Origin of the sequence: Streptomyces canus, assembly GCF_030815415.1 — a bacterium.
Lineage (GTDB): Bacteria > Actinomycetota > Actinomycetes > Streptomycetales > Streptomycetaceae > Streptomyces > Streptomyces canus_F.
In genome coordinates this window covers 900,333-914,505 of sequence record NZ_JAUSWW010000001.1, presented here as the reverse complement: position 1 = coordinate 914,505, position 14,173 = coordinate 900,333, and the positions used below count along the sequence as shown (strand labels likewise).

Genomic DNA, 14,173 nt, shown 5'->3' with positions numbered 1-14,173 from the left:
GCCCCGGGCCCGCCCAGCCAGTTCTGGGTCCGGTCGTCTCGTACGCCTCGACAACGGAGAACCACACCATGTCCCAGCGAATCGGCAAGACCCACTGGAAGCGCTTCGCCATCGGTGCGGTGCCGACGGTGGCCGCCACGGCCGCGGTCGCCGTCTCCATGGCTCAGGGCGCGCTGGCCGCTTCGTTCAGCATCTCCGGTTCCGACTTCCAGGTCTCGGCCGGCAAGTTGAGCGGCACCGGATTCGGCAACTACGCCACAGTCGACGTCGCCAAGAACGGCAAGCACGTGCCCGTCTCCGTCTCGTCCATCAAGGACGCGACGGTCACCGACATGTGCCAGTCCGTGCCGGTGGACATTCCCGTACTGGGGACCTACACGATGACGCTCAAGGCCGGCGGGTCGGGTACGCCGGTCAAGGCCAAGGACCTGTACATCGACATGACCGACCTCCAGGCCAAGAAGGGCACCTTCACCAACGTCGACATCGGCGTCGCCACCGGCTCCATGACCAAGGGTCAGGTCAACCCGAAGGACAAGGTCGACCCCAACGGCTACGCCCAGCAGGCCGACAAGGTCGAGATCATCGACGCCCACCAGAAGGTCTGGGCCACGACCGCCGGAACGTTCGAACTGGCAGGCCTGCACATGAACATCGCGGCCGGCCGGCACGACTGCTTCTGACCTCGGCCGGCCCCCCGTCGTCGCCGGCGCATGGAAAAGCGCGCGGAAGCGCTGCCGGCGACGGTCCGGGGCGTCGGCGTCCTCATCCCCCCACGGACCCATGACTCGCTCAAGAATTGGGAGCTGCCACATGACGAGTGCCGGCGCACCCGCTCACCCCCACCGTGTCAGCGGCTTCACCCGCGCCCGCCAGGACTTCCGGGCCTGGCGGCGCACCCGCCCGTTCTGGGCGGGACTGTTGGTGCTCCTTGCCGCTGCGCCCATCATCTACTTCCCCTATTTCAATCTGTCCCTGGGCGCCTTGTCCGTGGCGATGTCCACCACCGCGGGGGCCGGGTCCCTGGTCATCGGCCTGACGCTGATCGTCCTTGGCGGCCTCCTCTGGTTCCAGCCGATCATCAGGTTCTTCGCCGGCTGCGTCGCGGTGTTCCTCGGCGTGCTGTCGCTTCCCATCTCCAATTTCGGCGGATTCTTCGTCGGCACGCTGCTCGCGGCGACGGGAGGACTCCTGGCTCTGGCGTGGGGCCCGGTGAACGGGGGCCCGGCGCCCATACCCGACGGCGCTGAGGGGCCGTCAGCCGTCGTCGGCCGGGCGGGAGGAGAGGGGGAGTGAGCGACCAGTCGCCCGACACTCGCGGCGAGGCCGCGGAAGCCCGCCTCGTTCGACTGCCGAGAGGCCGACACGCCGGCCCCCGTACGTCCGCGCTGACGCGCCTGCGTCTGCCGGTCGGGAGGGCTCTCGCGCTGACCGCGCTGCCGACCGCCCTCATCCTGGGCAGTCAACGTCTGCCCGAGTCCGTCGACACGAGCGCCACCGCGGCGCTCTCCGTTTCCGAAGAGGGGCCGGGCGGGCCGGGAAGCCGCGGTGTCGACTGTGCCCGTCCCGACGGCACATCACCTTCGGCGACGAGCGCTCCCGCAAGCGCCACCCCGTCCGCTGATCCCCGCACGTCCAGCCCTCACCCGAGCGGAGAGCACGCCAAGCCGCCGCAGCACCCGGACGACGAGGGAGCGGCCCCGCCCCCGGCACCGCCCGCCACTCCCACCCCCTCACCCAGTGCGACCTCCGCCACAACAAGCCTTACGGACATCCTCGGTTCGCTCCTCCGCGACGACGCCGAGCAGCAAAGCCCGTCACCTGACGCGAGCCCCTCACCCCTCGCGAGCCCCTCACCAAGCCCGGCCGCATCGACGCCAGAGGCCACAGCACCGTCCGGGCCCCGGCTGCCCACGACGCCCCCATCGCCTGCCCCCGGCCACCCGTCGCCCCGACCGGAGCCCGCCCGGGAAACCGCTCGCACCTGCGACATCAGTGACATGAAAAGCCCCCGAGGAGCATCAGGCCGGCCGATTCTCCGCCGAGGCCTGGAACATGCGGGGGAGCCGCCTCGACCTGCACGACCTCGTCTTCCAGGGAGTGGTGACCGTGAACACGGCCGCCGGACCGAAGCGGGTACTCAAGTTCTCCGCGGCGGCTGTCACGATCCGCGACCTGAAGATGGCGGTGCCCGTCGGCCCGCAGATCCAGCACATCGACGGAGCGCCCGGCTCCACGTCCACCCTCGAGGGCGACGAGATCACCATGTACGTGGAAAGCCTGACAGGTACCGTCTCCGGCGTCGAAAACCTTCCCGCACCGCCCGTCCTCCGCGTGCATCTCACCCCGGACACCGTCCCGGAGTGGCTCTACGAAACGATCGGCAAACTCGGTCTCAAGCTTCAACTCAGCCTGGACGACGCCGACATCGACCAGGCAGGACAGACGGGCGGACAACTCGCCATCCCGGGGATTCACGGGTACGGAACGCCGCGCTGAAGCCGGGCTCGAGCGTCCGTGTCCCGTCAGCCCGACCTGGAGGCGAGGCCCGGAGGCGTGTCCGGGACCAGTTTCCTGCTTCCGCTTGTGCGGCCGACGGCGCTGGTGACGGGCGCGCCCTCCGGCATCGGCAAGGAGACCGCGCTCGCGCTGGTCGCGGCGGGTTTTCGAGGTGGCCGGCACGGGCCGGGACACCTCACGCGTCACCCCACTCCCGGGCGTGACGTCTTCGACCTCGACGTGGTCAGTGACAAGTCGGTCACCGCCCTGGTCCAGCAGGTGATCGACCGGTACGGGCGGATCGACGTCCTGGTCAGCAAGGCCGGCATCGGCTCGATCGGCACGGCTGAGGAAACTCCGGGGTCATGCGCATGGTGAAGGAGGTCCTGCCGCACATGCGCGCCCAGGGACGCGGGCGCAACATCAACCTCTCGGCCGTACAGGGGTTCATCCCCGCTCCCTACATGGCGGTCTACGGCGCCTCCAAGCACGCGATCGAGGGCTACTCCCAGTCGCTGGACCACGAGGTACGGCAGTACGGCGTCCGGTCGCTCCTCGTCGAACCCGCCTACACCAGGACCGGATTCGAGGCCAACAGCGCGAAGCCCGACATGCCTCTACAGGTACCGCCCCCTGTTCCGGAAGCCTCCTCCAGCAGGCTCACCATGACCGCGATGAGCCCGGTCGGCGGAGTCAACGAACTCCTTGTGGACTGGACACTCGGCCACCAGAACGCCACCGTCGAAGAACTGATCGACCTGTGCCACACCCTGTACATCGCGGCCTACCGAGCCATCGGCGATCAACCCTGACCACGCTTCGGTCGCCTGCTCGGCGGGGCGGCCGCCCACCTGCCGTGAGCCTCGGCTCCCTCGGCCGCATCCAACCGCCCCGACTTGGCGGACCGGCCCCGCGACTGGCTCGCACCCCGTGTGTGGAATGCTCAGCGGTCACCGGCGTTGTCCACGATCAGGACGCGCGCCCGCTGGAGGAGTGCAAGGAGCCTTATGAACACCGCAGCACAACTGCGCGGCCTCGTCACCGCCATGAGCCTCCGCGACCCCAGGCCCGCCCTCGGCTCCAGCCGCACCCTGACCTTTTCCCCCGCCACCCGCACCGGCTCCACGGCGCCCCATGTCGCCCGCCCCTGAGCGAAGCGTCGACGCCGAGCGTGTCAGGCGAGAGATCCTCGACGAGGGCTCGGGATCGGAGCCGTATGTCCTGCGCGACGCCCGCGTCAGGGGGATGCTACGGCTCGACGGAGCCGAGATCCGGCGAGCCGTGCGGTTCGAGGCGTGCCTGTTCGACGAGGCCGTCAGCCTGGAGGGCGCGACGACGCTCGCCGTGACCGTCGTCGGCTGCACACTGCCCGGGCTGAGGGCGTCGACCACCCGGTTCGGTGGGCGGCTTGACCTGCGCCGGTCGGTCATCGGCGAGCGCGACGGGACCGAGAGCGCCGTGGACCTGGTGCACGCCGACATCGCCGGCGGGGTACGGCTCGACGGTGCCCATCTGGTCGCACCGGGGCGGGTCGCCCTGGAGGGGGGCGGGCTCGTCGCCCGTGGTGGCGTCTTCTGCGAGGACGGCTTCCACGCGGAAGGCGAAGTCGGCTTCCCAGGAGCCGAGTTGCCGGGAGGGCTGTGGATGCGCGGGGCGCGGATCAGTGTCGGGGCGGCGGACACGCTCGCCTTTCACGGAGACGCCGTGAAGACATCGAACGTGCGGCTCCAGGGCCTGCGGGCCGACGGCCGGATACGCCTGCGCGGCGCACAAGTGGATGACCTGGTCTCTCTGCGGGATGCCGAACTCACCGGGTCAGGCTCTTCGTTGATGTGCGTGGGCATGCGGACCGAGGCGCTCGACCTGCTGTTCGCCCAACCACCCACGGGCGGCGTGAACCTGCGCAACGCACACGCGAGCCGGCTCCAGGACGACCCTCGCACCTGGCCCAAAACGCTCGGCCTCGACGGATTTACCTACGACTGGCTCGGCGAGACCGCGGGCACACGCCGCGAGGACGTGACGAACCGGCTCGCGTGGCTGCGCCACCAACCGGTCTACGCGCCGCAGCCCTACGAACAACTCGCCTCGTACTACCGGCGCTCCGGGCACGAGGACGAGGCGCGCCGCGTACTCCTGGTGCGGGAGCGACAGCGCCGGGCGACGCTCGGCTCGGCCGGCCGGGCCTGGGGCTGGCTGCTCGACGCGACCGTGGGGTACGGGTACCGGCCATGGATCGCCGGGATCTGGCTGGCGGTGCTCACACTGCTCGGCTCGGTCGTCTTCGCCGCGCACAATCCCGTACCGAACAAGAAGGGCGAGGGCGCACCGTTCAACCCCGTCGCGTACGCCCTCGATCTGATGGTGCCGGTCGGCGGGCTCGGCCAGCGGGACGGCTGGCACTGGGATGAGGGGACCGTACAAGGGCTCGCGTACGGGCTGATCGCGGTCGGCTGGATCCTGACGACGACGGTCGTGGCGGGCGTGACGCGGACACTGAGCCGCAACTGACGCGGCTTCGGCGCCGGTTCGCTCTTGTTGCAACTCCACCGCCGTGTGCGCCGCCCTCATTGAGGACGGCACACGCCGACACCTCCGTGACCACCTGCGGCTCGGGGTCTACCTCCCGGCCGCGGCGAGCAGCACATCGACCAGGCGCTCAGCGGCATCGGGGCGACCGTGCGCACGGGCCCGCTCCGCCATGGCCGCGCGCTGTGCCGGGTCCGTCAACAGCGGTGCCACGGCGTCCTGTAGCCGCTGGGCAGACACGTCGTCGATCAGTGCGACGGCGGCTCCGTTGTCGGCCAGGTGGCGTGCGTTGTGGGCCTGTTCGTTGCCGGCCGAGGTGGCGAGCGGGACGAACACGGCCGGTTTGCCCAGCGCGGTCAGCTCGGCGATCGTCCCCGCGCCGCTGCGGGAGATCACCACGTCCGCCAGCGCCAGCACGTCGGGCAGCTCGGCCCCCACGTACCCGGTCAGGTGATAGCGCGCCGCACCCCACGCGGGCAGATGCCCGGTCTGCCGGCGCAGCTCCTCGACGTTGTCCCGCCCGCACTGGTGGATCACGTTGGCGTGCTCCACCAGCCACGGCAGCACGTCACGCACCAGAGTGTTGACCTGCTGGGACCCCTGCGCGCCGCCGGTCACGTAGACGGTGGGCAGACGCGGGTCGAACCCCTGCAGCCCCAGGGCGTCGAGCGCTTTCTGGGCCTGTCCGGTGAACACCTCCGGTCGCACCGGGTTGCCTGTCACCACCGCGGCGGCGCGCACGCTCTCGGGCAGGAGCGGCAGTGTGGACGGTGAGGACACAGCGACCCGCGTCGCCGCTGCGGCCAGGGTCCGGTTGGCCAGCCCCAGTCGCACGGTCTGCTCGTGCACGACCAGCGGGACGCGGCACAAACGGGTCGCGGCCACCCCGACCGGGACGGCCACGTAGCCGCCCGTCGCCAGCACCACATCCGGACCGAAACGGTTGATCGCTTTGCGGGCCTGGAGCACACCGAGCGGAACACGGCTCATGTCCGCGATGTTCGCCGGGGACACCATCTTGATCGGGTTCTTCGACCGCCGGATCTTGCCCACCGCCACCGACTCGAAGCCGATGCCCTCGGCCGCCGCAACCCGCGACTCCAGGCTGTCCGCCTCTCCCACCCACAGGACTTCCAAGCGGCCACCCTGTGCCGCAAGACGGGCCTGAAGCGTCCGCACGGCGGTAAGGGCCGGATACGTGTGACCGCCGGTCCCACCACCCGTGACGAGCAGACGGAAGGGACGGTGATCGCTGTTCATGCTGATGGCTCCAGTTGCTGCGATGCGGGCCGAGACGGAACCCCCGGACGGATCCGCGGGCTTGCCCCTGAGCCTGCCACAGCAAGGCCGCACCGGCGGCGTCGCGGGTCGTTGGTGACGGTCAGTCGTCTCCCGAAGTCCGCCACCGGGGAAGAACGTCCGCGGTGATCCGGTCGACCACCCACCGCGGTGCGGAGAAGGGACCCTGCGCACGCGGCCACGGGACGACGACATCGGTGAACCCCAGCTCATCGGCCCGGCCCAGGAAATCGTCGAAGCAGTCGGCCGACTGGACACTGAGCACCGGTGCGGCATCGGTCTGGAGCATCCGTCGGGCACTCCGGGTCGGCCTCGCGTCCGTGCGTCGCAAGGGCAGCCGTCATGCGGTCGCTCGCCTCCGCGACAAGGCCCCACCACGCGTCGAGCCGCTCCGCCATCCCGCCGACCGTCACCCACCCCTGTCCGTACCGCGCCGCGACGGACGCTGCCCCGGGACCGTTGGCCGCCACGATGAACGGCAGCCGCGGCCGCTGCCGGCACCCGGGCACCGTACGAGCGTCGACGGCGGAGTAGTAGTCACCCTGGAAGGAGACATGGTCCTCGCGGAGGAGCCGATCGAGCAGCCCGACGAACTCGCCCAACCTGCGAACCCGGCTCTTCGGCGCCCCCGTCCCGAAAACGTCGACGTCGTACCCGCTCTCCGCGCCGACGCCAGAGTGAGCCGCCCTTCGCTGATCTCGCCGAGGCCGATCAGGTCGCGGGAGAAGGACACCGGGTGGCGGAAGTTCGGGCCGGCCACGAGCGTGCCGATTTCCAGCCGCGACGTGACCAGTGCGCCGAGGGTCAGCGTCGGCACCGTGCCGTATCACGGGCCGTCGATCGCATGCGCGCCTCCTCGTCCTCTCCCCACAACCTGCCGCCGGTCGGCGGTCGCGTCGCGGAGCTTCACGTCTTGTCTGGGCAGTCCCCGCAGGGCTCAGATGCGTACGACGGCGAAGTCGGGCAGGTCGGGGTAGAGCTGCTGCCTTGTCTCCGTCACACACTCCACGACGACCGGCTCGTCGCGGGCGGTGACGGCGAAGTCCGTGGCGTTCTGCTCGGTGCCCGAGACGCGCACCCCACGGCCCTCGAGGCACTCGCCGACGGCTCGTTTCAGCGGCTGGTCCATGACCTTGCGGTGCTGCTCCACGTAGGTGGGCTCGATCATCGACAGATGGCCGAGGTTGCAGCGTTGGACCCGGTCGTTGTACGTCGCGGGGTCTCCCGACGGTGTGATGTCGTACAGCAGGCTCAGTCCGTCGATCGGGCTGGTCACCGGAGCACCGGTGCGGTAGCCGCTGTCCTCGACGCAGGCGAGGAAGCGTGTGATCGCGGTGCGGTACTCGCCCGCTGTCACCCGGTCGTCCCGTAGTGCCCACTGCTGGCCCGGAAGGGACACGTCCTCGTTCGCTCCTTGTGCACCGCTGTCGGTGCCGGGGGCGCAGGCCGCCACCGCGGCTGCCGTCAGCAGCGCGGTGGCGAGGAAGCGGAAGCGCACCTGCTAACTCCTGGTCACGTTGCACGAGTCGCAGCCCCAGTGCAGCCCGTTGGCGGCCCTGGTGGAGGAGGTGTGCGAGGTGTAGGCGTTCTCGCTCGACCCGTAGGCGCGAGGTGTCCACCAGCCGGTGCCGTACTCGATGGCCGAGCTCAGCCGGCCGCTGCAGTCGCCGCTCTGCTTGCGGGTCTGGGCCCAGTTGTAGCTGCCGGTGAACCCGCTGGAGACGTAGTTCGTCCCGCAGGAGCGGCTCACCGCCCGGTTGTTGCCGAGCGCCTGCGCTGACGGCGTCGCGAGAGTCGAGACCAGTACGGCGAGGACACCTGTCGCCGCCACCTTCGACAGCCGTCTGCCCGCGAGAATTCGTCCCATCACTTCTCCTCCTAGATGGAAGCCAGAGCCGGACGAGGGCCCTGCGGCGCACGTCCCGGTTGGCGCGAACTCATGTTCCCGGGCCATGACCGCTGCTGTCATGCTCATGCGACCCTGCTGAAACATCGCAGATGAGGGACCTGAGCACTGGGGGAACACGTTGCTCCGCTTTCATTTCACACCTGAGGACCTGACCAGACTCAGGATCGCCACCGCACCGCACCCGCTGTGGGAGATCGCAGCGAGCCTGCACCGCTTCCAGACCCATGAAGGGCGGTGGGCCTATGCGCCCTGGTACCGCACCGCGCGCTCCGCGCTGAGCACCACCGGACTCGACCGCGCGGTACGGACCGTGCTGCTGCCACTCTTCCCGCGGGCGAGCTACTTCCCGGACTTCCTCACCCCGGCAGACGGCGCCGCGGGCCTCGACGCCGGGCTCGAATCCATCCTGGCCGCACCGGACCGCCAGGTCGCCCGGGAAGTCACCAAGCTCCGGGAGATCGTCGGCGCTCCTGCCTGGACTCGCAAACTCACCGACGGCCCGATGCGAGAGCAGCTTGTCCGTGCGTTACGCGCCTACCACCACGCCGTGATCACCCCGTTCGAGGAGCGCATCCACGAACGTCTGCACGCCGAGCGCACCCGCCAGACCCGCACGCTGTGCGGTACGGGAATCGAAGGCGTGCTGAACACCCTGGCGCCCTCGATCCGGTGGCGCCCGCCCGTCCTGGAACTCGGCAACTACCCGACAGAGTGCGACATCCACCTCAACGGCCGCGGGCTGCTCCTCATCCCCTCGTACTTCTGCTGGAACACCCCGGTCTCCCTGGCCGACCCCGACCTGCCTCCCGTACTGCTCTACCCCCTCCACCACTCGCCCGCCGCCCCCCAGGGCGCCGACGGCCACCTACCGCTGCACGCCCTGCTCGGCATCACCCGCACCGGCATCCTGCGCGCCGCGGCCACCGGCGCCACCACCACCGAGGCCGCCCGGCACGCCGGTGTCACCCCCACGACCGCGAGCCACCACACGACGGTCCTGCGCGACGCCGGCCTGATCACCAGCCACCGCCACGCCAACACCATGTTGCACGCCCTGACACCCTTGGGGGCGTCCCTGCTGCAACAGAACGGGACGCGATCGCTGCTGTGAGTCTCACCCGCACTGCCGGGAACCACGCACGACCTGGTGGCGGCGCGGCAGCACGGTCCTGAAGACGTATGCCCCCACTGCGGCCGGCCTCAACTGCTGGGCGTGCACACGCAAACTGCCTTGCCGGCTCGCCGTTGGCTTCATCGCGGCCGGGCCGGCGCCGGCTGTGGCGGTGCGCATGTTCTCCGTGCGGCGCGGCTGAGGAGCGCCAGGTCCAGGACGGCGAGCGCGGGCTGCGCGGCTCGGGCTCGGCGAGCGTCAACGTTGAGGCGGCTGTGACGGCCCTGTGGCCGGAAGAGTGGCTTCCGTCATACTCCGGTCGACCCTGCCCTGGTGAGGTGACCGGATGCGTACCGTCCTTCCCGCCCTGCGCGGCTGTGTGTCGCCGCTGCTGGTCCATCTCCTGATAGGTGTCCCCGCGGCCCTCGCCATCCTCTGCGCGCGCTGGTATTTCGCCTACGGCCACTGCGAGTACGACGACCTGGACCGCCGGGACCTGGACGGCTGCACCTACGACCAGATCGAGAACGGCGGCTTCGTGCTGATCGCCATGATCCTTTTCGGCACTCTGGTCCTCCTCCTGCTCCTCCTCTTCGACGTCCTCCGCCCCCTGTATCGCGGCCGCCCCCTCACACCACGCCTGTTGACCCTGCCGGCACTCCTGATTCCGTACGTGGTGTACGTGACGAACGGGGGGTGGTGAGGACTTGCCGACGCGCACCGGCACGCGCGGAGGTGACCGCCTACGTTGCCTGGACACCGAAAGTACGGATCACGCAGTGGTCGCGCAGCACGCCGAACCGCATCGGTGAGTCCACTGTCGGAGCTTCGGCCACAACATCCCCGGCGAGTGTGAGAGCGTCAACGTCCGCCCAGCCCCCTCGGAACAGGACGACGCCGAGCTCGGCCTCGTTGGGATCTGAGATCAGCACACCGATCGAATCGGGATCCTGAACCCGGCCCCGCTCCGTCTCCAGGACCTGCGGCCATGACGCTGCCTCATCCCGCCAGGTCACGGCTTCCACGATCAGGCCGGCACGTTCCCAGCCTCGCCGACGCTCGGTGATTTCGGCGGCGGCCCGATCAAGGTCAACGACCCGTTCCATGACGCGATACTCACCCACGCGGGACGCACGGTCCACGGAATAGCAGGCTACCGAGGGAGTCGCCAACGTCGTGGCCCGTATTGGCGTTGACGTTGGCGGCTAGGCTGCGGTCGAGATGACTATGGACGACAAGATCGAGACCGCCTGCCGGATCTGCGGATACGACGATGGCGACGCGGTGTTCAACGAATACGGAGCGCCGCAGTACGTCATCTGTCCTTGCTGCTACAACGAATCCGGTATCGGCGACGACAACGTGTCACAGGTCCGTGAGCTGCGCGGATACTGGGTTGCCAGCGGAGTCTTGTGGCACGACCCGAAGTTCCGGCCGGCCGACTGGGACCTGGTGAAGCAGCTCGCCAACATTCCCCCCGAGTGGCGCTGACGGGAACGTCGAGTGCAGCTGTCTGGCGGACCGCCGGCGGTAGCGGATGAGGGTTGCGGCGATGCGGGTGGCGGAAGCCGCCCAGTCGGCTCGCGGTTCGCTCGACACTCCACCGGTGTCGCCCCAGGCGAGTCGAGGATTCGATACCCCGGCGGCGCAGGTCGTCGTAGGCGCCTGGCGGCCGTGCATCCGAAGGCGCTGGCCACGAACCAGACTGCGGCCAGCACCTCCCGGTCCGGGTGTCTCGCTCCTATGCGTCGGCTGGCAAATTGTCAGGCGCGGTCGTCGTGCTGATCTCCTTCGAGGCTTCGGCACTTCGAAGATCAGTCGGTGGCCGTTCATCCAAACCCTCGGATCAGGTCGAACCCGTACACCACTTCCCTGGACGCAACCGCAGCGGACTTCACTTGGAAGGCAGGAGGGGATTGGGCACAGCCCGGCTCGGCCTCCGCATAACTGCTTCAGCAGCTCCCGCAGCGGCTCCTGGAGGACAGCAGCCAGCGCTGGAGTGGTCTCACCGCCGGTCGACAGCCACACGGAGTCCGCGGATCACATAGCCCCCGATCTCGTCCTGGAACGTGACGCGGGGCGGAGTGAGCATGCGGATGCCCTCAAGGGCGAAAAGGTGACCGAGGAAGACGTTGGCCTCCATCAACGCGATGTCGGCACCGGGGCAGCGGTGCGGTCCGTCGCCGAAGGACAGGGCGGTCGCGTATCGGCCGGTCGTCGTCGGCCTGCCGGGCCGGACCGCTGTGGGGGTGTCGCCCACGGCCTCCGGGTCGGTGTTCGCCTCGTCCACGAAGATCTCGACGAGCGCGTCGCCGGGCACGGTGACCGGCCCGTCGGTGCTCGGCAGACTCAGGGCGCCGGTGGTCCTCCGCTTGAGGCGGGCGACCGCGGGCTCCAGGCGCAGGAGTTCGTGAATCACCGCCAGGCGTTCGCTCTCGCTCCCGGTCGTGTAGCGCTCGCGCAGCGCGGCGTCGGTGAACAGATGCCATGCGGCGACGCTGATGAACTCCCGCGTGGTGACCATGCCGGCGGCGGCGTAGGTGAGGCACTCGCCGAGGATCTCGGCAGGGGAACAGCCCTCGGCGATCAGGTGCGAGATCAGGTTGTCCGCGGGCCGTTTGCGGTGGGCGCGCACGGCTGGGCGGACGTCGGCGAGGTAGATCCGCAGCCAGTTGCTGTTCTGGCGGAACAACCAGTAGATCCCGTGCCAACTCGTCAGCCCGGGTCTGCCGAATTTCTCGGGGAAGAAGCGCTCCAGCCGACGCTGGATCCCGCGTCTGCTACGGGTCAGGCCGATCACCTCGCACGCCACATCGATCGAGACGCCGAAGGTGAGGTCCTCCAGCCACGCCTCACCCGCGCTCTGCAGGGTGTCGAGGTGCCGGCGCGCGATGCGCTCGGTCAGTTCCCGGTAGTGCTCGTCCACGCGGCGGGGTGTGAAGTAGCGGGCGGTCTGACGGCGGTGTTCGCGGTGCTCAAGCCCGTCGCGGTACAGCACGGGCCGCCGGATCCGAGCGGGCAGCTTCTCCACGGTCTCGATCCCGAGGCCCGCCTGCACGGTGTCGGTGCTGCGCAGAACGGCGCGTGCGGCGTGATAGCCGCGTACCTGCCACGTGCCGTCGTCCCCGCGGTCGATCGGGCAGACGGGCTCGGTGCGATCTCTGCGAATCTTGCGTGCGTCGTCGGCTCGGTCCATCGACTGCTGCCTCCGTCGTCGTGTCGACACCCTGGTGGGAGGAGCCCGCTGTCAGGCATGTGCGGCCAGACTTCACGATGGCCGGCCCTTGCCGCCAGTGCCTGGTCCGCCAGGGACCGTGGCTCGTCCTCGACGCCCGGGCCGCGCTCCCGCCGGAAGCCCGGTGCTAAGGAGCGGTGGGCTGCTGAGGGGAGCGGAGCACGAGCAGGGTGATCTCGCTGGGGGCGAAGATGCGGAACGGCGGGCCCCAGAAGCCGGTGCCGCGGCTGGTGTAGAGGAGGGTGCGCGTGCCGTGGTGGCTGAGGCCGGCGACGGCGGGCTGGTCGATACGGACCAGGTGGTGGAAGGGCCAGATCTGGCCGCCGTGGGTGTGGCCGGAGAGTTGCAGGTCGATGCCCGCGTCTGCCGCCCGGTCGACGAACTTCGGCTGGTGCGCCAGGAGCAGAACGGGGAGATCGGGATCGGAGCCGTCCAGGGCCCCGGCGAGGTGGGCGCGGTGGCCGGCCAGGCCGGAGGATTCGGCGGTGACGTCGTCCACGCCGGCGACCACGAGGGTGTCGCCGCCACGTTCGAGCAGCAGATGGCGGTTGCGCAGCGGTTCCCAGCCCAACTCGTCCATCAGGTCGACCCAGCCCTGTGCCTCGCTGTAGTACTCGTGATTGCCGGTGACGTAGACCCGGGCCCTGGTGGCCTGCACGGTGGCGAGCGGGGCAGCTTGGGCGCGGCGGCGGTCAGCCGTGCCGTCCGCGATGTCGCCGGTGTGGCAGACGAGATCGGCCTCCAATGTGTTCACGACCTCGCAGACCCGTGCCGACCAGCGGGCGCGGTCGAGGGGGCCGTAGTGCGTGTCGGTGATGAGAGCGACACGGGTTCCGTCCAGTCCGGCTCCCAGGCGCGGAAGCCGCACGTCCAGTTCACGTACGCGGGGTACGCGACGGGCCTCGGCGTACCCCCAGGCAAGGAGTACGACGGCCACACCGAGGACGGTCCACGTCACGATGCGGGCCCGATCCTGTCCGTCCCCGACGCCGGCCACGGTCAGGGCCAGCCGGAGCAGGACGCCGAGCAGAACGGACCAGGTGAACAGGACCCAACTGCTGCCCAGCAGGGTGTCACCTATGATCGCCGCCCAGTCCTGTTGGCGCCGGCCATGGCCGCGCATCATCGCGAGCGGCATACCGATCAGACCGAGGACGAACAGGGCGGTGCCGACCAGAGTGACGGGCAGCGGCCAGTGCTGCCCGGAGTACAGCAGCACCCAGCAGGGCACAGCCCACAGCAGGACGGGTGCAACCAGGGGGATGTAGCGCATCAGCCGGTGCAGTCGACTCGGTCGAGCCGCTTGCGCTTCATCGCCTGCCGGGCGGGTGTCGCTGGTGTTGGTCACGCTGCTCCTCCTGATGCTCTGTGCCTTGAATCATGCCTCTTGCGGTGCTGGATGGCGGACGGAGCGGTCGTCGTACCAGAGGCCCGGCCATGGCTTTGGCGTGATCCGTCGCGCATGCCCGGATTCTGCTGTGGCCTGAACTGCGAGAGGCCCTGGCGAACTCACTGAGATCCCGGGGCTGTTGGAGAGTTGCGTGCGTGATTACTCAGGTCGAGCTTGCAGGGAGGCGCGCTGAAGCGCGGG

At 69.7% G+C, this 14,173-nt stretch carries 18 protein-coding genes and 1 pseudogene; 10 read left to right on the top strand and 9 right to left on the bottom strand.

Going from position 1 to position 14,173, the window contains the following annotated elements; all coding sequences use genetic code 11:
- Window positions 1-68: 68 nt before the first annotated feature.
- The 7 genes from QF037_RS04340 to QF037_RS04310 all read left to right on the top strand — a co-directional run bounded on the left by QF037_RS04340 (window position 69) and on the right by QF037_RS04310 (window position 5,010).
- Window positions 69-683: a DUF6230 family protein gene (locus QF037_RS04340; protein ID WP_307021963.1), complete on the top strand. Its 615-nt coding sequence runs from the start codon at window positions 69-71 to the stop codon at window positions 681-683.
- A 130-nt stretch (window positions 684-813) separates the two neighbouring features.
- Window positions 814-1,296: a DUF6114 domain-containing protein gene (locus QF037_RS04335; RefSeq protein ID WP_307021961.1), complete on the top strand. Its 483-nt coding sequence runs from the start codon at window positions 814-816 to the stop codon at window positions 1,294-1,296.
- 759 nt (window positions 1,297-2,055) lie between these two features.
- Window positions 2,056-2,499, top strand: a complete 444-nt coding sequence (locus QF037_RS04330) for a hypothetical protein (protein ID WP_307021959.1) — start codon at window positions 2,056-2,058, stop codon at window positions 2,497-2,499.
- A gap of 57 nt (window positions 2,500-2,556) precedes the next feature.
- Window positions 2,557-2,877 (top strand): SDR family NAD(P)-dependent oxidoreductase, encoded by a 321-nt coding sequence (locus tag QF037_RS04325; RefSeq protein WP_307021957.1) that lies wholly within the window; start codon window positions 2,557-2,559, stop codon window positions 2,875-2,877.
- Complete coding sequence (locus QF037_RS04320) at window positions 2,865-3,311, top strand: SDR family NAD(P)-dependent oxidoreductase (RefSeq protein WP_307021955.1); 447 nt, start codon at window positions 2,865-2,867, stop codon at window positions 3,309-3,311. The genes QF037_RS04325 and QF037_RS04320 overlap by 13 nt, the downstream gene beginning before the upstream one ends.
- A 195-nt stretch (window positions 3,312-3,506) precedes the next feature.
- Window positions 3,507-3,650 (top strand): hypothetical protein, encoded by a 144-nt coding sequence (locus QF037_RS04315; protein ID WP_307021953.1) that lies wholly within the window; start codon window positions 3,507-3,509, stop codon window positions 3,648-3,650.
- The gene (locus QF037_RS04310) at window positions 3,634-5,010 is read left to right on the top strand and encodes an oxidoreductase (RefSeq protein ID WP_307021951.1); all 1,377 of its coding nucleotides are present in this window, start codon (window positions 3,634-3,636) and stop codon (window positions 5,008-5,010) included. The genes QF037_RS04315 and QF037_RS04310 overlap by 17 nt, the downstream gene beginning before the upstream one ends.
- 108 nt (window positions 5,011-5,118) lie before the next feature.
- Here QF037_RS04310 and QF037_RS04305 read toward each other — a convergent pair whose 3' ends face one another.
- The 5 genes from QF037_RS04305 to QF037_RS04285 all read right to left on the bottom strand — a co-directional run bounded on the left by QF037_RS04305 (window position 5,119) and on the right by QF037_RS04285 (window position 8,194).
- Window positions 5,119-6,288: a UDP-N-acetylglucosamine--N-acetylmuramyl-(pentapeptide) pyrophosphoryl-undecaprenol N-acetylglucosamine transferase gene (locus QF037_RS04305; RefSeq protein WP_307021949.1), complete on the bottom strand. Its 1,170-nt coding sequence runs from the start codon at window positions 6,286-6,288 to the stop codon at window positions 5,119-5,121.
- Between the two features lie 121 nt (window positions 6,289-6,409).
- Window positions 6,410-6,616, bottom strand: a complete 207-nt coding sequence (locus QF037_RS04300) for a hypothetical protein (RefSeq protein WP_307037824.1) — start codon at window positions 6,614-6,616, stop codon at window positions 6,410-6,412.
- On the bottom strand, window positions 6,537-7,157 hold the full coding sequence (locus QF037_RS04295) for an LLM class flavin-dependent oxidoreductase (RefSeq protein ID WP_307021947.1): 621 nt from the start codon (window positions 7,155-7,157) through the stop codon (window positions 6,537-6,539). The genes QF037_RS04300 and QF037_RS04295 overlap by 80 nt, the downstream gene beginning before the upstream one ends.
- 107 nt (window positions 7,158-7,264) lie before the next feature.
- Window positions 7,265-7,825, bottom strand: a complete 561-nt coding sequence (locus tag QF037_RS04290; protein WP_307021945.1) for a hypothetical protein — start codon at window positions 7,823-7,825, stop codon at window positions 7,265-7,267.
- Between the two features lie 3 nt (window positions 7,826-7,828).
- Entirely contained in the window at window positions 7,829-8,194 is a 366-nt protein-coding gene (locus QF037_RS04285; protein WP_307021944.1) for a hypothetical protein, read from the bottom strand.
- A 160-nt stretch (window positions 8,195-8,354) separates the two neighbouring features.
- On the opposite strand from QF037_RS04285, the gene QF037_RS04280 reads away from it, so the two are divergent.
- Window positions 8,355-9,347, top strand: a complete 993-nt coding sequence (locus tag QF037_RS04280) for an ArsR/SmtB family transcription factor (protein ID WP_307021942.1) — start codon at window positions 8,355-8,357, stop codon at window positions 9,345-9,347.
- Window positions 9,348-9,693: 346 nt separating this feature from the next.
- Window positions 9,694-10,050, top strand: a complete 357-nt coding sequence (locus QF037_RS04275; RefSeq protein WP_307021940.1) for a hypothetical protein — start codon at window positions 9,694-9,696, stop codon at window positions 10,048-10,050.
- 40 nt (window positions 10,051-10,090) lie between these two features.
- Here QF037_RS04275 and QF037_RS04270 read toward each other — a convergent pair whose 3' ends face one another.
- Window positions 10,091-10,453: a hypothetical protein gene (locus QF037_RS04270; protein ID WP_307021938.1), complete on the bottom strand. Its 363-nt coding sequence runs from the start codon at window positions 10,451-10,453 to the stop codon at window positions 10,091-10,093.
- Window positions 10,454-10,574: 121 nt separating this feature from the next.
- Between QF037_RS04270 and QF037_RS04265 the strand changes: the two genes are divergently transcribed.
- On the top strand, window positions 10,575-10,838 hold the full coding sequence (locus QF037_RS04265; protein WP_373463663.1) for a hypothetical protein: 264 nt from the start codon (window positions 10,575-10,577) through the stop codon (window positions 10,836-10,838).
- A gap of 70 nt (window positions 10,839-10,908) precedes the next feature.
- On the opposite strand, the pseudogene QF037_RS04260 reads toward QF037_RS04265, so the two are convergent.
- The 3 genes and pseudogenes from QF037_RS04260 to QF037_RS04250 all read right to left on the bottom strand — a co-directional run.
- A pseudogene (locus tag QF037_RS04260) lies at window positions 10,909-10,995 on the bottom strand (IS5/IS1182 family transposase); the annotation flags it as partial.
- A 357-nt stretch (window positions 10,996-11,352) separates the two neighbouring features.
- Window positions 11,353-12,543, bottom strand: a complete 1,191-nt coding sequence (locus tag QF037_RS04255; protein WP_307021935.1) for a cytochrome P450 — start codon at window positions 12,541-12,543, stop codon at window positions 11,353-11,355.
- A 166-nt stretch (window positions 12,544-12,709) separates the two neighbouring features.
- Complete coding sequence (locus tag QF037_RS04250) at window positions 12,710-13,930, bottom strand: metallophosphoesterase (protein WP_307021933.1); 1,221 nt, start codon at window positions 13,928-13,930, stop codon at window positions 12,710-12,712.
- Window positions 13,931-14,173 lie beyond the last annotated feature (243 nt).